Below are 16,862 nucleotides of genomic sequence, written 5' to 3'. Positions count from 1 at the left end.
GCCGGACGCCGTCCCGGCCGACCTCGGTGGCAGCACGGCCACCGCAGGCGCGGACGAGTAGGTCAGCTGGTTCGACAGCGCGGCGGCCCGGTGGCATCTGCCACCGGGCCGCCGCTTTTTTGTGCCCGAAGCAGTGCTGCCAAGGAACAAGCCGCGTTCCGCCCACCCCGCCCGGGACCCTCGTCACACCACGCGAAATCCCGGTCGGGCATCGGCGTATCCGTATGACCACCGTCACCTGTTCTCGTGGCATGGTCCGCCGTTGGAGGCCGTTGTACCGGGGGTGACCGCAGCCGGCCGCTGCTTTTCCTTCCGACGCGGTATCCACGTCGTGTCGTTTCCCCGAACTGGAAGGCGACGATTCATGACTACGCTGATTCGTAAGGTTGCCCTGACCGCCGCCGGTGCCGTCTTCGCCGGTGGGATGATCGCTGGCCCGACGGCCGCGATCGCCGCTCCACAGGGCACCGACCCGCTGGCCGTTCTGACCGAGCGCGGGCACGGCAAGGGTGAGCGGCAGTTGAAGGTGCGTTACCAGGCACAGCCCAACTTCTACTACTGTGGCCCGGCTGCGGTACGCAATGCCCTGACCGCCATGGACAAGGACGTTTCGCAGGACGACCTGGCTCGCGAGATGGGCACCACCGAGCGGGGCACCGATTCGGCGCATCTGACCACCAGGGCGCTGAACAAGAAGAGCGGCAAGAACGCCTACCGCACGGTGGAGATTCCGGGCCGCAGCGCCGACGACGCCGAGACCGACCGGCTGCGCGCCGACGTCGTACGCGCCGTCGATGAGGGCCGAAGCGTGGTGGCCAACGTCATCGGCACCGCCACGGACATCGACGGGGTGAGGCACTCCTTCGAGGGCGGCCACTACATCTCGGTCACCGGCTACCGCGACAAGGGAGACCAGGTGAAGATCGCCGACTCGGCCGACCCCAACCAGGCCGAGTACTGGATCAGCACCGAGGTGCTGGCCGACTGGATCGCCAGCCGCGGTTACTCCGCCTGACCGACCGGAACGCTGACCTGACCGACCGGAACGTTGACTGGCGGGCCGGAATGCTGACCGACCGGAATGCTGACGGGCCGGCGCCCACCGGGGCCGGCCCGTCCGGCTGTCCGACCCAGGGCACCAGACCGTGGCCGCTCATCGGCAGCGAGCTTGCGCCGAGGGCGAGCCAGGACGGGCGCGCCGATCAGGTCAGTTGGTCAGCGGGGTCGGTGGGCCGTCGCCGGTCAGACGGAACCACGTCTCGCCGACCGGCTCGACCAGTCCGTCGGTGACCAGCCCGGCCAGCGCTCGGGCACGTTGCACGTCGTCTGCCCACACCTGGTCCAGCCGCTGCTGCGGCACCGGCCCGGATGTCTCCCGCAGCAGTCCGAGCAGCAGCCCGCGTACCTGCCGGTCGGTACCCGCGTAGCGCTGGGGCCGGCGGGTAGGACCGGGCGGGGCGACCTGGCCCGAGGCCCGCCAGGCGCAGATGGCCTCGACCGGGCACACGGCACAGCGGGGGGAACGGGCGGTGCAGATCACCGCTCCCAACTCCATGATGGCGGCGCTGGCGAGCGCGGCGGCGGACGGCTCGGCGGGAAGCAGTCTCTCGGTGGCGACCAGATCGGCCGGTCGGGTGGCGGGGCCCGCGTCCGGCTCGCCCGCCACTGCTCGACAGACCACCCGGCGTACGTTGGTGTCGACCACCGGATGCCGCTGGCCGTACGCGAAGGCCGCTACCGCCCGCGCGGTGTACGTTCCGACGCCGGGAAGAGCGAGCAACTGCTCCAATCGGTCCGGCACGGTCCCGCCGTGCCGCTGGACGATGGCTACCGCGCACTCCCGCAGCCGTACTGCCCGGCGGGGGTAGCCGAGCCGTCCCCACATGCGGATCGCCTCGGCCGGGCTCTCCTCGGCTAGCGCGGCCGGCGTCGGCCAGCGGTCCAGCCAGGCCTGCCATGCGGGCAGCACCCGGGCCACCGGAGTCTGCTGGAGCATGACCTCGCTGACCAGGATCGCCCACGCGGTCACCCCGGGCCGACGCCACGGCAGGTCCCGGGCGTTCTGCTCATACCACCGGCTCACTCGTCCGGCGAAGGTGGGTTCGTTCATCGCGCCGCCGATGATGTCACGCGCGGTGTCCCGCTGACTGGACGGTCCGGGCGGGCCGTCGGCCAGCGGCGGACGTGAATCCGGCAGAATGCCTGAATGAACGAGCTCGCGATCACCGTCATCGGCCGGGACCGGCCCGGCATCGTGGCCGACGTCGCCGAGGTGCTCGCCCGGCTCGGGGCCAACCTCACCGACAGCACGATGACCCGGCTGCGGGGGCACTTCGCGATGACCCTGATCTGCGTCGGCCCGGCCGCCGCCGAGGTCGAGGCCGCGTTGGCCCCGCTCGCCGCCGACAACCAGCTGGTGGCGACCGTACGTGCCGTGACGCACGACGGCGAGACGGCAGCGGCCGGCGAGCCGTACGTGATGGCGGTGCACGGTGCGGACAGGATGGGCATCGTGGCGACGATGACGCGGGTGCTGACCGACGCAGGCGGCAACGTCACCGACCTGAGTACCCGACTGGTCGGATCGCTCTACGTGGTGGTCGCCGAGGTCGATCTGCCACCCGGCACGGCCGCCTCGCTCGCCGACCGGCTGGCCGGCACCGCTGCCGAACTGGGCGTCGAGGTCACCCTCCGTCCCGCCGAACCGGATGTGTTGTGACCGGGCGCGGGGACGGGTCTGAACTGGATCCGCAGACGGAGACGTACGCCGACCTCGGTGACTGGACGCCGGAGACGTTGGGCGACGGCCGGGTGCTTCCGGTGGTCTCCGCCCCGGACACGGTGCTCAGCCGTGCCGGTGCGGAGGTCGACCCGACCGCCGAAGAGACCGTGCAACTGGCGGCCGACCTGATCGCCACGATGCGGGTGTCACCCGGCTGTGTGGGCCTGGCCGCTCCACAGGTGGGCGTCGGCGCGCAGGTGTTCGCGGTGGACGTCACCGGGCACGCCAAGACGGTGACGGTGCACGGCACGTTCGCGCTCTGCAACGCCCGGGTGGTCGAGGCGACCCGGTGGAAGATGGGCCGGGAGGGATGCATGTCCGTGCCCGACCTCACCGGTGACGTCAAGCGAGCGAGCCGACTGGTGGTCGAGGGGGCGCTGCCGGGCAGCGGCAAGGTCGTACGCCTGGTGACGGACGGTTTCGAGGCACGAGCCCTGCAACACGAGATCGACCACTGCGCCGGCCTGCTCTTTCTGGACCGGGTGGCCGGCGCGCACGCGATCTATCAGCGCAAGGTCTATCTCTAGGTAACCGGCATCGTCGGTGACTGTCCGGGCCGGTGACGGCGCGGACTGTCGAGAATGGAGGATCGACTCCGATGGGTCGTGGGCGCCCCGGCGCGTCGTTACCATCCGTCGCACCCGCCGCCGCTACCGTGGGGGCATCATGCGTCTGACGGTCGGCCCCCTGCCTCCCGCCGTGTACTGGCGGCGTCGCGCCGTTGTGCTCGGCGCGGTCCTGCTCTTCCTGGTCGTTCTGCTCTACTCGTGTAACGGGCCGCGCAACGGCAACGACGCGACCGGCAACGGCCAGCCCGATCCGGGTGTGTCGTCCGGCACGCCGGAGCCCACCGGGTCGGTGCTGACTCCGCAGACCGGCTCGCCTCCTTCTGGCGACGCCGGCGCCGGCCCGGCCACACCGGCGACGGATCCTTCGACCGAGCCGTCGACCGAGCCGAACACCAGCAACGATGCGCCGGCCAGGAACCAGGTGGTTGACGGCGGCACCTGCACGGACGCCGAGCTCTCGGTGACCGCCGTGGCCCTGCCCGCGCAGGTGGTCCGTGGTGCCGCCGTCGACCTGCACCTGAAGGTCCGCAACCGGTCCGAGCGGACGTGCAGTCGGGATGTCGGCGCGACCGCCCAGGAGTTGTACATCAAATCCGGCGCCGAGGTGATCTGGTCGTCGGACACGTGCGGCACGGCCGCCGGCTCGCAGGTGCTGTCGTTCACCTCCGGCTTCGAACGCTCCTACCGGGTGACCTGGAACGGCAAGGACAGCAGTCGGTGCGCCGACGAACTGGCGAACGGGCCCACCCCGCCGGCCGGCACCTACGAGGTCTTCGCCCGGGTGGGCACCAAGCGCAGCCAGCCGGCGAAGCTCGTCCTCACCGACTGACCGCCGTCGCGGAGCGGAGCGGGATCAGACGTACCGTTCGAGGATGGACGCCTCGGCGAGCCGGGACAGACCCTCGCGTACGCCTCGGGCCCGCGCGTCGCCGACGCCCTCCACCGTCTGGAGGTCCTCCACCGTGGCGCCGAGCAGGCGCTGAAGGCTGCCGAAGTGCATCACCAGCCGGTCCACCACGGCCACCGGCAGCCGGGGCACCTTGGCCAGCAGCCGGAACCCGCGCGGACTGACCGCCGCGTCCAGGGCGTCCGAGGCGGCCGAATAGCCGATCGCCTTGGCGACGGAGACCAGGTCGATCAGCTCGGTGGCACTGAGCAGGTCCAGCTCGACCAGAGCCTCGTCGAGGGTGCGCGACTTCCGCCCAGTGGGCAGGTAGTCCCGGATCACCAGGGTGCGGTCGGCATCCACCCCGGCCATCAGCTCGTCGAGTTGCAGAGCGAGCAGCCGGCCGTCGGTGCCCAGTTCCACGACGTAGCCGGCGATCTCGTCGGCGATCCGGCGGACCATCTCGAGCCGCTGCACCACGGCCACCGCGTCGCGTACGGTGACCAGATCCTCGATCTCCAGCGCGGAGAGCGTGCCGGAGACCTCGTCCAGCCGGAGCTTGTAGCGCTCCAGGGTGGCCAGTGCCTGGTTGGCCCGGGACAGAATGGCCGCCGAGTCGTCCAGCACGTGCCGCTGACCATTGACGTAGAGGCTGATGATCCGCATCGACTGGCTGACCGAGATCACCGGGTAGCCGGTCTGCCGGGCGACCCGCTCGGCGGTGCGGTGCCGGGTGCCCGACTCCTCGGTCGGGATGGTCGGGTCGGGCATGAGGTGCACCGCCGCCCGGACGATCCGGGTGCCGTCGCTGGACAGCACCACCGCGCCGTCCATCTTGCACAGCTCGCGGATCCGGGTCGAGGAGAACTCGACATCCAGCGGGAAACCACCGGTGCACAGCCCCTCGACGACCTTGTCGTAGCCGAGGACGATCAGGGCGCCCGTCCGGCCGCGCAGGATGCGCTCCAGACCGTCGCGCAGTGCGGTGCCGGGTGCCATCAGGGCCAGGTTGGCGCGCAGCGGGTCGCCAGCGCCGCCTGCGGTCACGCTCACGCTGATCGGGCGGGCGGGCGAGCCCACGGCGCCGGTGCGGGCGTGGGGTGTCGCGCCGGCAGGCTTGGTGGTATCGCGATCGACTGGCACGGGCACAGTCTACGGACTGCCCTGCGGTGGGTGCTGTCGCGGTTACTGTGATGTGTCACGGCGCCACCGCGCGACCGGCTGTCGATCACCTCGGACGTGCCCGTCACTCCGCCGACGCCCGGGCCGCGGCCTGCAGGGCCGAACGAACGTCGCTGACCTCGATCACCCGAAGCTGCTCGGGGCCGGCGCCGGTGCTCGCCGGATCGCAGCCCGGCGGCACCAGGGCCAGCCGGAAGCCGAGCCGGGCCGCCTCGGACAGCCGACGCGGCACCGCACCCACCCGGCGTACCTCGCCCGTCAGACCGACCTCGCCGATCGCCACCAGGTGCGGCGCGATCGCCAGGTTCAGACCGCCGGAGGCGACGGCGAGGGCGACCGCGAGGTCTGCGGCCGGCTCCACCACCCGGATGCCGCCGACGGTGGCCGCGAAGACCTCCCGGTCGTGCAGGGTGAGTCGTTCGGTACGGCGCTGGAGCACCGCCAGCACCATCGCCAACCGGGCCGAGTCCAGCCCGGAGACCGTACGCCGGGGCGAGCCCGCCACCGTGGCCCCGATCAGCGCCTGCACCTCGGTCACCAGGGCCCGGCGCCCCTCCATCGCCACCGTCACGCAGGTGCCCGGCACCGGTTCCGAGTAGCGGGTCAGGAACAGCCCGGACGGGTCGGCGAGGCTGCTGATGCCTCCCTCGTGCATCTCGAAGCAGCCCACCTCGTCGGCGGCACCGAACCGGTTCTTGACCCCCCGCACCATCCGCAGCGAGGAATGCTTGTCGCCCTCGAAGTGCAGCACCACGTCGACCAGGTGCTCCAGCACCCGTGGGCCGGCCACCTGGCCGTCCTTGGTGACGTGGCCGACCAGCACGGTGGCGATCCCGCGCTCCTTGGCCACCGCGACCAGAGCGGCGGTGACGGCCCGGACCTGGGTCACCCCGCCGGGCACCCCCTCGGTGCCGGTGGTGGAGATGGTCTGCACCGAGTCGAGCACCAGCAGACCGGGCTTGACCGCGTCGAGGTGGCCGAGCACCGCCGCGAGGTCGCTCTCGGCGGCGAGGTAGAGCTGGTCGTGCAGGGTGCCCATGCGCTCAGCGCGCAGCCGCACCTGGCTGACCGACTCCTCACCACTGACCACCAGCGAGGGGCTGCCCGCACCGGCGGCCCACTGCTGGGCGACGTCGAGCAGCAGGGTGGACTTGCCGACCCCCGGCTCACCGGCGAGCAGGACCACCGCCCCGGGCACCAGCCCGCCGCCGAGCACCCGGTCGAGCTCGCCGACCCCGGTGGGGCGGGCCCGGGCTGGTGCCGCACTGATGGTGGCGATGGGGCGGGCCGGCTCGGCGGGCATCCGGGAGCTGACCACGCGCCCGGAGACGGTCGGGCCGGTGACGGTGCATTCGATCACCGAACCCCACTCGCCGCACTCGGGGCAGCGCCCCACCCACTTCGGCGGCTGGTGGCCGCAGGCGTCGCACTCGTACGCGGGCCGAGGCTCCCGGGCGGCGGCCTTGCCGCGCCCGCCGGTCGTGGCCCGGGCCGAGGTCGATCGGGAGATGCTCACCCCAGGGACGCTAACCCCCGGGTACGACGACGGCGCCGTCGGCCTGGGTCACCACGCCGACGGCGCCGCGAGAAGCTCGCCCGAGGTTCCGGCTCAGTGGCCGCCCTCGTACTCCGTGTGGCGCTCGATGATCGGCGACGGCGGCGGCGCCGGCGAGAGCGGCACGGCGACCGGTGCCGGGCTGGTGACGGTGTCGCCATTGCCGAAGTCGAAGCTCAGGGTGACGGTCTCCCCAGCGAGCCGGGCCGAGTTCAGCCCGATGAGCTGGAACACCCGCTCGCCCTCGGTGTTCAGCTGCACGTAGCCGAGCGGCGGAATCTCGATCCGGGCCGGCTCGGTGGCCGGGGACTCGGTCGGGCCGGGCGTGGGTGACTCCTCCGACGACGGCGAAGCGGTCGGCGTGGGTGATGCGGTGGGCGACGGGCTGGTCGCGGCGCTGGCCGTGGTGATCACCACCTCGCGGGCGTCCGGTGAGGTGACGGTGACCGTCACCGGCTCGTACGAGTCGTTGTAGAAGAGGGCGTTGAGCACTGCGTTGTCGCCGGCCCGGTAACCCTCGACACCCGGGTAGGCGACCAGCACGCCCCGCACGCCGTACTTGCCGGCGGCGGCCTGGAGGTCGATGCCCTGGATCGACGGCACCTTGTTCGCCGTCTCGGAGACCTGGCCGGAGCCGCACCCGGACAGCAGCAACAGCCCTGCCGTCGCGATCCCGGACAGCAGCACGGCAGCCCGCCGGGAACCCCTGATCGAGCGCGTCACGTCGGTCCTCCTCGTCACGATCACACCCGGCTACGCCGCCGGACCCGCTGGCCATGCCCGCGCAGACCGCGCTCCAGGGTAGTTGGCGCTGATCGTGGCCCGCACGCCGACCCTGAGCGGCTACCTGACGGGGGGAGCCTCAGACCAGCCGACCGTTCGCGACCAGCAGGACGACATCGATCAGGGCCACCAGCATCGCCGCCCGGAACGCGGCCACCGGGCGGGTCCCGACCCGGCCGGTGGTGCCGCCGGCGTACCAGGCCAGCGTCGGGATCACGACGGCGACCGCGATCGCCGCGAGGCCCACGCCCGACGGCGGCCCCGACGGCCCCAGCACCAGTGTGACGGTCGCCGCGATCAGCAGTCCGATCCCGGCGATCCGGCTGCCTGTCGGACCCAGCCGGTGCGGCAGCCCGTGCACCCCGGTCCGGGCGTCGTCGACGAAGTCGGGCAGTACGTTGGCGAAGTGTGCACCTGCGCCCAGCAGGGCGGCAGCCGCGACCAGCCATGCCGGTGGGAGCGGCGCGCCGGGCAGCGCCGAGACCACGAAGGCGGGCAGCGCGCCGAAGGATATCGCGTACGGCAGCACCGAGAGCGACGTCGATTTGAGCGGCCAGTCGTAGAGCAGTGCCGAGAGCAGGCCGAGGACGGCCCAGAGCGCCGCGACCGCATTCGTGGTCAGCGCCAGCGCCACCGTGGCACCGGCGGCCAGCACGGCGGCCACCGCCACGGTGCGCCGCCCGACCATGCCGGCAGCCACCGGCTTGTCGGTACGTCCCACCAGGGCATCCCGATCGGCGTCGAGCAGATCGTTGGTCCACCCCACCGCGAACTGGCTGGCCGCCACGGTGAGCGATACCACGGCGATGCCGCCGGGCGAATGCCCGACACCGGCCGCGAGCAGGGCGGCCACCGCGGTGACCGCCGTGGTCGGCTCCGGATGGCTCGCCCTGACCAGCCCTAACACCGTCAACGACATAACGGAAGTCTGGTCGTTACCGGGGAGTCGTGCCACGCTCGATGCCATGCGTGACGCCGGTCTCCGCCTGCCTCGCAATGATCCGCGCCAGTACGACGAACTGGCCGGCGAATGGTGGCAGCCGGACGGCGCCTTCGCCATGTTGCACTGGCTGGCTCAGGCTCGGGCAGCCCTGGTGCCTCCCGCGGTGCGGCCCGGTGCGCTGCTGGTCGATCTGGGCTGTGGCGCCGGACTGCTCGCCCCGCACCTGGCCGGCAAGGGTTATCGGCATGTTGGGGTGGACCTGACCCGGTCGGCGCTGGCCCAGGCGGTCGCGCACGGCGTGACGGCAATCAACGGCGACGCCGCCGCAGTGCCGCTGACCGACGGCTGTGCCGACGTGGTGGCCGCAGGTGAGCTGCTGGAACACGTTCCGGACTGGCGGGCCGCCGTGGCCGAGGCGTGTCGTTTGTTGCGCCCCGGCGGTCTGCTGGTGTTGGACACCCTCAATGACACCGCGCTGAGCCGGTTGGTTGCCGTTCGGATCGCCGAGCGGCTACCCGCCGTGCCGCGTGGCATCCATGACCCACGATTGTTCGTGGATGACCGTGAGCTGGTTGCCGAATGCGCCCGGCACGGGGTGGACCTGCGTGTTCGTGGCGTTCGCCCCGGCGTGCCCGGGCTGCTGCGCTGGCTGTTCCGCCAGGCCCGTGGCGCGCGAACGCCCGTCGGGCGCGCACCGCGCATCGTGCCGACGCGATCGACCGCGGTGCTTTATCAGGGCCGGGGGGTACGCGGCGGATAGTGCCTACGGGTGGGGGTATGGAAGATGGGCGACAAGGGGGTCCGGATGAGCGAGCACAACCAGCGGATCGTGAACCGGCCCGCGCTGGAGGCCGCCCGGCGGCTGGCGCCCCGGCTGGCGGCCCGGGCCGCCGAGCACGACCGGGACGGCTCGTTCCCGGCGGAGGACTTCACCGATCTGCGCGACGCCGGGCTGTTCGGGCTGATGGTCCCCGCCGAACTGGGCGGTGCCGGTGCCAGCTTCTCCGAGTACGCGGCCGTTGCCACCGAGTTGGCCCGGGGCAACGGCGCGACCGCGCTGGTGTTCAACATGCACGCCTCGGTCACCGGCGCGCTCGGCGCGGTCACCGAGGAGTTGGCCGAGGCGCTCGGCGTACCGGACGAGGCGCTGGCCGCCCGTGACCGGCTGCTGCGGGCGGCGACTGAGGGCGCGTGGTACGCCGTCGCGATGAGTGAGCGCGCCGCCGGTGCCCGGCTGTCTCAGCTCGCCACGGTCTACCAGCCGGTCGAGGGCGGCTGGCGGATCAAGGGCAGCAAGACCTTTTGCTCCGGTGCCGGCCATGCCGACGGGTATTTGGTGGCCGCCCGCAGCGTCGACGACCCGTCGGTGGTCTCGCAGTTCCTGGTACCGGCGGGCGACGGCCTCACCGTCGAGCCGACCTGGGACTCACTCGGCATGCGGGCCACCGCCTCGCACGACCTGCACCTGGACGTCACGGTGCCGGCCGATCGGTTGCTCGGCGGGGTGGAGGGTCTGGCCCTGGTGGTCGCCCAGCTCATGCCGCACTGGCTGGTGGCCAGTTACGCCGCCGTCTACGTCGGGGTGGCCCGGGCCTCGATCGACGCGGCGGCGGAGCACCTGAACGCGCGCAACCTCGCCGCGCTGCCCGCGGTGCGGGCTCGGCTCGGCCGGGCCGACGCGGCGGTGGCGGCGGCCCAGTTGGTGGTGACGGAGGCGGCCCGGCGGGTCGACGAGGCTCCGGGCGACGCGGAGACCAACCGGTGGGTGTGGCGGGCCAAGCTGTTGGCCGGCACCACCGCCGCGGACGTGGCCGCGTCCATGCTGGAGGCCGCGGGCACCTCCGCCACCCGGCGCGGTCATGCACTGGAGCGCCTTTACCGGGACGCCCGGTGCGGGTCACTGCACCCGGCCACCTCCGATGTCTGCGCCGACTGGCTCGGCGTCGCCGCGCTCGGCGGCGACCCGGACCGCGACGGGTCGGCCCCTCGTTGGTGAGTGCGAGGAGTGAGCTTGCGGAGCCCGGCAGTCGCGAACCGAAGGGGGGTTGGTGAGTGCGAGGGGTGAGCTTGCGGAGCCCGGCAGTCGCGAACCGAAGACGGGACCGGTGAGCGTGAGGAGTCCGAGCGAGAGGAAGGTGGGACCGTGTCCGTACCGGTGATCGCGGGCGTGGGCACGGCTCATCCGCCCGCCACCGAGCAGCAGGAGCTGTGGGAAAAGTTCTTTTCCCGGCACTACTCAGGTCCCACCCGGGGTCTCGCCCAGCGGATCTTCGCGAACTCCGGAGTGAGTCGGCGACAGGCGGCGGTCAACCCGTTGCTCGAAGACGTCTCTGACTGGCCGACCGAGCGGCGGATGCGCCGGTACCAGGTCGAGGCGTTGCCGTTGGGCAAGGAGGCCGTTGGCCGGGCGTTGACCGCGGCCGGCCTGGCCGCCGGTGACATCGGGCTCTTCGTCGTCTGCTCCTGCACCGGGTACGCGACGCCCGGGCTGGACATCCTGCTCGCCCGGGATCTGGGTATGGCCGCGTCGACCCAGCGGATGTTCGTCGGCCACATGGGCTGCTACGCGGCCATGCCCGGGCTCGGCGCGGTGGGTGATTTCGTCACCGCGCGCGGGCGTCCGGCGCTGCTGCTCTGCGCCGAGCTGACCAGCCTGCATCTCCAGCCGTCCTCGGCCCGGGTGGACACTCAACAGATCGTCTCCCACGCGCTCTTCTCGGACGCCGCGGTCGCCGCCGCGGTGGTTCCTGGTGGCCGGGGGTACGCGCTGCGGGAGGTCAGCGCGGTGACCGACACCTCCACGGCCGATCACATGACCTGGGATGTGACCGACACCGGATTCCGGATGGGACTGTCACCGAAGGTGCCTCAGGTGTTGTCGAACCATGTCCAGGATCTGGTTCACGACCTGTTGGCCCGGCACGGCACCAGCGCATCCGGGGTGGACGGCTGGGCGGTGCACCCCGGCGGCCCCCGCATCCTCAACGTGGTGGAACGCGAGCTGAGCTTGGCACCGACGGCGCTGGCCGCTTCAAGACAGACCCTGGACCAGCACGGAAACTGCTCGTCGCCGACGGTGTTGCTGATCCTCGACCGGCTGATCCGAGCCGCGCCGTCGGCTCGTCGAGTGGTGATGCTGGCCTTCGGTCCGGGGCTGACCCTCTACGCAGCGCTGCTGGAACGCCATGCCTGACCGTCCGGGCCGCTATACGCTTGACTCGTGAACGTCGATGGCGTCGACCGGATGCGGGGTGCTTTGCTCGCCGCCGTCGGCGTGGTGGCACTGCTCCTCGCCGGCTGGTGGTGGCAGGCGCAGGCCCCGGTGGAGCCGCCGCCGGGCACGTGGACGGGGGCCAGGCCGGGTGGGTCGCCGAGGACCGCCGCGGTGTGGCAGGTGGACCCGGCCACGGGCGCTGTGGTCGCGGTGGCTCCGGCGGGCGGCGACCAGCAGGATGCCGCAGGGGGCTCGGTGTTGCGGCTGGACGACGACACCGAGGAAGGCGCCGTGAAGCCGAGCTACGGATATCCCGCCAACCGGAGGAAGGGCGCCGCGGACGAGCTGTGGAACGAGAGTACGACGCTGCGTCCGGGTGAGGCGCTGATCCGGCAGACGCAGCTCGCCGACGGTGAGTCGCAGCTGCTGCGCTTCAGCTGCGTCGGACCGGGCGAACTGCTGGTCATGGTCACCGGCGCCCGGGCCGCCGATCCGATGACCGTCGGCTGCGACGGGGCGGTGGCGATGATCGAGATCACCGGTACGGGCGTCCCCGTCGGGGTGTCGTTCTCGCCCGCCGGAGCGGCCCCGGTCGGCTTGGCGGCCCGGCTGACAGGGGCGGGCTGAGCGCTGGCGGGTGGCTCACCCGGCCAGCCGGCGCAGTTCGGTGCGGTAGTCGGAAACCGAGTCGACCTCGGTCACCACCAGGACGACCCGGCCGGCGCGGTCGGCGAGCAGGGCGGTGACGGTGTCCGGACGAGCCGGCGCCTGCAGGAAGGCACGCAGGCCGCCGGTCGGGTCGGCCAGGGCGCGTACCTCGGTGCCGGCCGGTGCTGCCCGTGGGCTGCCGGCGGCGACGGTGACCACGTTCACCCCGGCAGGCGCCGCCAGCGCGGTCTCGGCGACCAGGCCCGGGCAGGGGCAGCTGTCCACCAACAGCACCACCGCCGGCAGTAGCCCGCGCAGCGGCACCGGCGACTGCCCGGCGTCGACCAGGTCCAGTGCGGGCAGCATCCGACCGGTCAGCTGTGCCGGGGTGGGCTCGGGACTGCTGGTGATCGGGCCCGTGGATCGGCCGACCCGGGGCCAGGTGACGGTGAGCAGGCCGGCGACGGTGGTGACCACCGCGATCAACAGCACGAGCACGGGTACGCCGGGCGAACGCCAGCGGCGGGGCTGGGCGGACATCTGGCGGCGCAGCTCGCGGCGGACCTGTTCGGCCTCGTCGGCCAATGCGGAAGCGTCGTCCGGTACGACCACCCGACCCCACTCGGGAGGCAGGTCCGGCAGCCCCGGACCGTCGGCGTCAGCCTTGCCCATCACGACCCCCTGGAACCTCGCGGGCGCGGACAGTGCGTTCCCTCCAGCGTCCCGCACCGCGCCCGGTACCGCTACCGCTGCCCGAATGGGGGCCACCCGGAAGGGTGGCCGGGTGGAGGCGTCCGCGTAGCGCCGAGGAAATACGCGCCAGCCCTATTGCCGGTCTCTTCCGCCGGGGAGAGGGCCACGCCCGGATGGGCGAGATACCATGGAATGGGTGCGTGGCCCCTGATCGCCCAGCTGATCTCGGCTCTTCCGTCAACCGTGCCAGCGGGTTATTTCAGGGTTACGGAGCGTATTCGAATCATCGGCTTGGCTGCCTGTCAAGCCGAAGAAATACCTCTCACAGGGCCCCTGAGCTGCGCCAACGATCAGGACAGCGGTGAGACATCGGTGCCTGAGCGTGTTACCCTAGACACAGCGAAAGGGGTTTCGAACCTATGGTTTTCAGTGTCGGCGAGACCGTTGTTTACCCCCACCACGGGGCCGCACTCATCGAGGCAATCGAGACTCGGGTCATCAAGGGCGAGCCCAAGCAGTACCTCGTCCTGAGGGTCGCGCAGGGTGACCTGACGGTCCGGGTGCCGGCTGAGAACGCCGAGATCGTGGGTGTGCGCGAGGTGGTCGGTGAAGAGGGCCTGGGCAAGGTCTTCGACGTGCTCCGGGCTCCGCACACCGAGGAGCCGACCAACTGGTCGCGGCGTTACAAGGCGAATCTGGAGAAGTTGGCCTCCGGCAACCCGCTGAAGGTGGCCGAGGTCGTCCGCGACCTGTGGCGCCGGGAGCGGGAGCGGGGGCTTTCCGCGGGCGAGAAGCGCATGCTCGCCAAGGCCCGCGACATTCTCGTCGGCGAGGTCGCGCTGGCTGAGAAGAGCACCAAGGACGAGGCGGAGACGCTGCTCGACAAGGTGCTCACCGAGGCCTAGTTCACACAGCATCGTCGTACCCACTTCGTAGCGAAGAAACCATCGAGGACCGCGACGTGACCGCGCAGCTCAATCCGTGCGGTGACGTCGCGGTCCTCGTGCCTGCGGCCGGTGCCGGGGTACGCCTGGGCCCAGGGCGGCCGAAGGCGCTGCGGCTGCTGGCCGGGGAGCCGCTGCTGGTGCACACGGTCCGTCGACTGGCCGCCGCCGACCCGGTGCACACCATCGTGGTGGCCGCACCGGTCGCGGAGGTTTCGGCCGTACGCCACCTGCTTGCCCCGATCGCTCCGGTGATCGTGGTGCCCGGCGGGGCGGAACGCCAGGCCTCGGTGGCGGCAGCGCTCGCCGCCGTGCCGCCGGGGCCCGACATCGTCCTCGTGCACGATGCGGCCCGCGCGCTGACCCCGCCGGCGCTCGTGGAGTCGGTGGCCGCTGCGGTCCGGGCGGGCCACGACGCGGTGATCCCCGTCCTGCCGGTCGTCGACACGATCAAGGAGGTCGACGCGGGCGAGGTGGTGCTCGGCACCGTCGACCGCTCCGCGCTGCGCGCCGTGCAGACCCCGCAGGGCTTTCGCCGGGCGGTGCTCGTCGCCGCGCACGCCGCCGCCGGTGACGCGCTCACCGACGACGCCGGGTTGGTGGAGAAGCAGGGCGTACCGGTGTTCTGCGTGCCCGGCTCGGACCACGCCCTGAAGATCACCCGGCCATTCGACCTCGCCCTGGCCGAGCAGTTGCTGGCGAGCGGTGGATGACGCGTACCCTCGATTCATGATCGTTCCTCGGGTGGCCATCGGCACGGACGTGCACGCCTTCGAGGCCGGGCGGCCGTGCTGGGTGGCCGGCCTGCACTGGCCGGGCCAGGACGGCCTGGCCGGGCACTCCGACGCCGACGTGGTCGCCCACGCCGCCTGCAACGCGCTGCTCTCCGCCGCCGGTCTGGGTGACCTCGGCGCCAACTTCGGGGTCGACCGACCCGAGTGGGCCGGGGCAACCGGGCTGGCCCTGCTCAGCGAATCCGCGCGCCGGGTGCGCGCCGCCGGCTTCGCCATCGGCAATGTGTCGGTACAGGTCGTCGGCGTGCGACCCAAGATCGGCCCACGTCGCGAAGAGGCCCAGCGGGTGCTCTCGGAGGCGGTCGGCGCGCCGGTCACGGTTTCCGCCGCCACCACCGACGGGCTGGGCTTCACCGGCCGGGGCGAGGGGCTCGCCGGGATCGCGGTGGCCCTGGTGTACGACCGGCCGGGCACCTAGGCTCGCGCGATGTCCGCCGACGTTCCCGCCGACCCGCCCGCCGCCGACGGCTACCTCCAGCGCGCCACCCTCCTCGCCGAGCTGGGGCGCTACGACGAGGCCGCGACCGAACTGGGTTTCGCGCTCGCCCTCGATCCGGCGGCCACCGAGACACTGATCATGCTCGCGCGCGTGCACCTGGCCGCCGGGCGCCCCACCGAGGCGCTGGCCGCCGCCGAGTCCGCCGTCGCCACCGCGCCGGGGCAGGTGCCTCCGCTCGTCGTCCGCGGCCTGGCCCTCGGCGACCTGGAGCGGTACGCCGAGGCCGCCCGTACCGCCGACGAGATCCTGGCACTTGGGCCGCAGGACGCGTACGCCCAGCGCAGCGCGGCAGCGATCCTGGCTGGCTCACGCAACGGGCAGCCAGCGTTGAACGCGGCCTGGCACGGGGTTGAGTTGGCCCCCGAGGAGCCGCAGGCGCACCTGGTGCTCGGCCTGGTCGCGGCCAACATGCAGATGTTCGACCTGGCCGAGCGGGCCTACCGGGAGGCGCTGCGGCTGGATCCGCGACTCGCCGAGGCGACCGACGACGTCGGGGTGTTGCGGCTGGAGCAGCGCCGGTGGAGCGCCATGCTGGAGCGACTGGCGGAGGCCGCGGTGACGAGCCTGCCTCCGACCGACCCGAGCCGTCGCGACGCGACGCGGAACGGCCCGACCCACCAGGACGGCGTCCCGGATGCTCTGCGCCGGCCCGGCGGCCCGCCTTCGGACGATGCAGGCTCGCTGGCCCCGGAGGGTCTGCGCCGGCCTGATGGCCCGCCTTCGGACGATGCAGGCTCGCCGGATGGCGCCCAGGATGATCTGCGCCGGCCCGGCGGGCCCCGAAACGACGCGGGCCGGCCGACCGGAGGGCAGGAGTGGCCCGCGACGGGCCGGGGCGTGCCGGAGCGGCCGGTCGACGCCGACCACCCCAGCATGGGACCGGTCACCCACCGGGCCGTGCCGGCCGCACTGCGGCAGCTCGTGGTCTGGGGTGCCGGCTGGTCGGTGGTCGCCGCGGTGGTGGTCGCCTGCTCGGCCGCCACTGGTCCCGGATTCTCCCGGCTCGTGGCGGTGCTGGCCGCGACCGGCGGCGGCGTCGTGGTCTGGCGGCAGGCGTCGCGGCTGCCCGGCCTGACCCGGACGGTCCTGCCCGTGCTGCGGCGTACCGACCGCACGCTCGCCCTGGCCGTCTACGCCGCATGCTCGGCACCCGCACTGATCCTGCTCTACGCCCTGCTCGGCACTCCGTGGCCGCTGATCCTGGCGATCGGCGTCGGCACCGCCGCTCAGCTCGCGATCATCGGCCGCCCGGTGGCCTGAGCCAGGGCCCAGCTCCTGCGCCCGCGCGCGGCCTTTGCGTCCGAGCGCGCGGCCCCTGCGCCCGAGCGCGGTTTGTGTTAAGAGGGGGCCCTTTTACCTCACCAGGCGTT

Annotated in this window: 18 protein-coding genes; 12 read left to right on the top strand and 6 right to left on the bottom strand. The window is 72.5% G+C overall.

The window, feature by feature from the left end; genetic code table 11:
- Positions 1 to 364: 364 nt before the first annotated feature.
- Entirely contained in the window at positions 365 to 1,015 is a 651-nt protein-coding gene (locus Vqi01_RS28620) for a C39 family peptidase (RefSeq protein ID WP_204038259.1), read from the top strand.
- A gap of 192 nt (positions 1,016 to 1,207) precedes the next feature.
- Here Vqi01_RS28620 and Vqi01_RS28615 read toward each other — a convergent pair whose 3' ends face one another.
- Positions 1,208 to 2,110 carry an iron-sulfur binding domain-containing protein gene (locus Vqi01_RS28615; RefSeq protein WP_204038258.1) on the bottom strand — a complete coding sequence of 301 codons (903 nt, stop codon included), beginning with the start codon at positions 2,108 to 2,110 and terminating at the stop codon, positions 1,208 to 1,210.
- A gap of 96 nt (positions 2,111 to 2,206) precedes the next feature.
- Between Vqi01_RS28615 and Vqi01_RS28610 the strand changes: the two genes are divergently transcribed.
- The 3 genes from Vqi01_RS28610 (at position 2,207) to Vqi01_RS28600 (ending at position 4,180) form a co-directional block, all read left to right on the top strand.
- Complete coding sequence (locus Vqi01_RS28610; protein ID WP_204038257.1) at positions 2,207 to 2,719, top strand: glycine cleavage system transcriptional repressor; 513 nt, start codon at positions 2,207 to 2,209, stop codon at positions 2,717 to 2,719.
- Positions 2,720 to 2,742: 23 nt separating this feature from the next.
- Entirely contained in the window at positions 2,743 to 3,309 is a 567-nt protein-coding gene (locus tag Vqi01_RS28605) for a peptide deformylase (RefSeq protein WP_239098739.1), read from the top strand.
- Between the two features lie 139 nt (positions 3,310 to 3,448).
- Positions 3,449 to 4,180 (top strand): hypothetical protein, encoded by a 732-nt coding sequence (locus tag Vqi01_RS28600; RefSeq protein ID WP_204038255.1) that lies wholly within the window; start codon positions 3,449 to 3,451, stop codon positions 4,178 to 4,180.
- Between the two features lie 24 nt (positions 4,181 to 4,204).
- On the opposite strand, the gene disA is transcribed toward Vqi01_RS28600, so the two are convergent.
- The 4 genes from disA to Vqi01_RS28580 form a co-directional block, all read right to left on the bottom strand.
- The gene (gene disA, locus Vqi01_RS28595) at positions 4,205 to 5,380 is read right to left on the bottom strand and encodes a DNA integrity scanning diadenylate cyclase DisA (protein ID WP_204038254.1); all 1,176 of its coding nucleotides are present in this window, start codon (positions 5,378 to 5,380) and stop codon (positions 4,205 to 4,207) included.
- Positions 5,381 to 5,483: 103 nt separating this feature from the next.
- Positions 5,484 to 6,935 carry a DNA repair protein RadA gene (gene radA / locus Vqi01_RS28590; RefSeq protein WP_204038253.1) on the bottom strand — a complete coding sequence of 484 codons (1,452 nt, stop codon included), beginning with the start codon at positions 6,933 to 6,935 and terminating at the stop codon, positions 5,484 to 5,486.
- A 93-nt stretch (positions 6,936 to 7,028) separates the two neighbouring features.
- The gene (locus Vqi01_RS28585; protein WP_204038252.1) at positions 7,029 to 7,697 is read right to left on the bottom strand and encodes a hypothetical protein; all 669 of its coding nucleotides are present in this window, start codon (positions 7,695 to 7,697) and stop codon (positions 7,029 to 7,031) included.
- A 139-nt stretch (positions 7,698 to 7,836) separates the two neighbouring features.
- Positions 7,837 to 8,676, bottom strand: coding sequence for a UbiA family prenyltransferase (locus Vqi01_RS28580; RefSeq protein ID WP_204038251.1), 840 nt, complete (start codon positions 8,674 to 8,676; stop codon positions 7,837 to 7,839).
- Between the two features lie 46 nt (positions 8,677 to 8,722).
- Between Vqi01_RS28580 and Vqi01_RS28575 the strand changes: the two genes are divergently transcribed.
- The 4 genes from Vqi01_RS28575 (at position 8,723) to Vqi01_RS28560 (ending at position 12,541) form a co-directional block, all read left to right on the top strand.
- Complete coding sequence (locus Vqi01_RS28575) at positions 8,723 to 9,460, top strand: methyltransferase domain-containing protein (RefSeq protein WP_204038250.1); 738 nt, start codon at positions 8,723 to 8,725, stop codon at positions 9,458 to 9,460.
- A gap of 45 nt (positions 9,461 to 9,505) precedes the next feature.
- Positions 9,506 to 10,696 carry an acyl-CoA dehydrogenase family protein gene (locus tag Vqi01_RS28570; protein WP_204038249.1) on the top strand — a complete coding sequence of 397 codons (1,191 nt, stop codon included), beginning with the start codon at positions 9,506 to 9,508 and terminating at the stop codon, positions 10,694 to 10,696.
- A gap of 147 nt (positions 10,697 to 10,843) precedes the next feature.
- Entirely contained in the window at positions 10,844 to 11,893 is a 1,050-nt protein-coding gene (locus Vqi01_RS28565) for a type III polyketide synthase (RefSeq protein WP_204038248.1), read from the top strand.
- Between the two features lie 27 nt (positions 11,894 to 11,920).
- Positions 11,921 to 12,541: a hypothetical protein gene (locus Vqi01_RS28560; RefSeq protein WP_204038247.1), complete on the top strand. Its 621-nt coding sequence runs from the start codon at positions 11,921 to 11,923 to the stop codon at positions 12,539 to 12,541.
- A gap of 15 nt (positions 12,542 to 12,556) precedes the next feature.
- On the opposite strand, the gene Vqi01_RS28555 is transcribed toward Vqi01_RS28560, so the two are convergent.
- Positions 12,557 to 13,234: a hypothetical protein gene (locus Vqi01_RS28555; RefSeq protein ID WP_204038246.1), complete on the bottom strand. Its 678-nt coding sequence runs from the start codon at positions 13,232 to 13,234 to the stop codon at positions 12,557 to 12,559.
- Between the two features lie 440 nt (positions 13,235 to 13,674).
- Between Vqi01_RS28555 and Vqi01_RS28550 the strand changes: the two genes are divergently transcribed.
- Genes Vqi01_RS28550 through Vqi01_RS28535 form a run of 4 tightly spaced genes read left to right on the top strand, consistent with a single transcriptional unit; the run spans position 13,675 to position 16,752 of the window.
- Positions 13,675 to 14,160 (top strand): CarD family transcriptional regulator, encoded by a 486-nt coding sequence (locus Vqi01_RS28550; RefSeq protein WP_007073334.1) that lies wholly within the window; start codon positions 13,675 to 13,677, stop codon positions 14,158 to 14,160.
- Between the two features lie 56 nt (positions 14,161 to 14,216).
- Complete coding sequence (gene ispD, locus Vqi01_RS28545) at positions 14,217 to 14,912, top strand: 2-C-methyl-D-erythritol 4-phosphate cytidylyltransferase (RefSeq protein WP_204038245.1); 696 nt, start codon at positions 14,217 to 14,219, stop codon at positions 14,910 to 14,912.
- 16 nt (positions 14,913 to 14,928) lie between these two features.
- A complete protein-coding gene (gene ispF / locus Vqi01_RS28540) occupies positions 14,929 to 15,411 on the top strand; it encodes a 2-C-methyl-D-erythritol 2,4-cyclodiphosphate synthase (RefSeq protein ID WP_204038244.1) in 483 nt (160 codons plus the stop codon).
- Between the two features lie 9 nt (positions 15,412 to 15,420).
- A complete protein-coding gene (locus Vqi01_RS28535) occupies positions 15,421 to 16,752 on the top strand; it encodes a tetratricopeptide repeat protein (RefSeq protein ID WP_204038243.1) in 1,332 nt (443 codons plus the stop codon).
- Positions 16,753 to 16,862 lie beyond the last annotated feature (110 nt).

Origin of the sequence: Micromonospora qiuiae, from assembly GCF_016863555.1 — a bacterium.
GTDB classification, from domain to species: Bacteria; Actinomycetota; Actinomycetes; order Mycobacteriales; family Micromonosporaceae; genus Micromonospora; species Micromonospora qiuiae.
This window is presented reverse-complemented; position numbering and strand designations above follow the sequence as displayed.

What these genes read in the sequence shown, in the direction of transcription:
- Vqi01_RS28620 (WP_204038259.1), top strand. Translation starts at nt 365, where the DNA reads ATGACTACGCTGATTCGTAAGGTTGCCCTGACCGCCGCCGGTGCCGTC.
- Vqi01_RS28615 (WP_204038258.1), bottom strand. Translation starts at nt 2,110, where the DNA reads ATGAACGAACCCACCTTCGCCGGACGAGTGAGCCGGTGGTATGAGCAG.
- Vqi01_RS28610 (WP_204038257.1), top strand. Translation starts at nt 2,207, where the DNA reads ATGAACGAGCTCGCGATCACCGTCATCGGCCGGGACCGGCCCGGCATC.
- Vqi01_RS28600 (WP_204038255.1), top strand. Translation starts at nt 3,449, where the DNA reads ATGCGTCTGACGGTCGGCCCCCTGCCTCCCGCCGTGTACTGGCGGCGT.
- Vqi01_RS28580 (WP_204038251.1), bottom strand. Translation starts at nt 8,676, where the DNA reads ATGTCGTTGACGGTGTTAGGGCTGGTCAGGGCGAGCCATCCGGAGCCG.
- Vqi01_RS28575 (WP_204038250.1), top strand. Translation starts at nt 8,723, where the DNA reads ATGCGTGACGCCGGTCTCCGCCTGCCTCGCAATGATCCGCGCCAGTAC.
- Vqi01_RS28570 (WP_204038249.1), top strand. Translation starts at nt 9,506, where the DNA reads ATGAGCGAGCACAACCAGCGGATCGTGAACCGGCCCGCGCTGGAGGCC.
- Vqi01_RS28555 (WP_204038246.1), bottom strand. Translation starts at nt 13,234, where the DNA reads ATGGGCAAGGCTGACGCCGACGGTCCGGGGCTGCCGGACCTGCCTCCC.
- Vqi01_RS28550 (WP_007073334.1), top strand. Translation starts at nt 13,675, where the DNA reads ATGGTTTTCAGTGTCGGCGAGACCGTTGTTTACCCCCACCACGGGGCC.
- ispF (WP_204038244.1), top strand. Translation starts at nt 14,929, where the DNA reads ATGATCGTTCCTCGGGTGGCCATCGGCACGGACGTGCACGCCTTCGAG.
- Vqi01_RS28535 (WP_204038243.1), top strand. Translation starts at nt 15,421, where the DNA reads ATGTCCGCCGACGTTCCCGCCGACCCGCCCGCCGCCGACGGCTACCTC.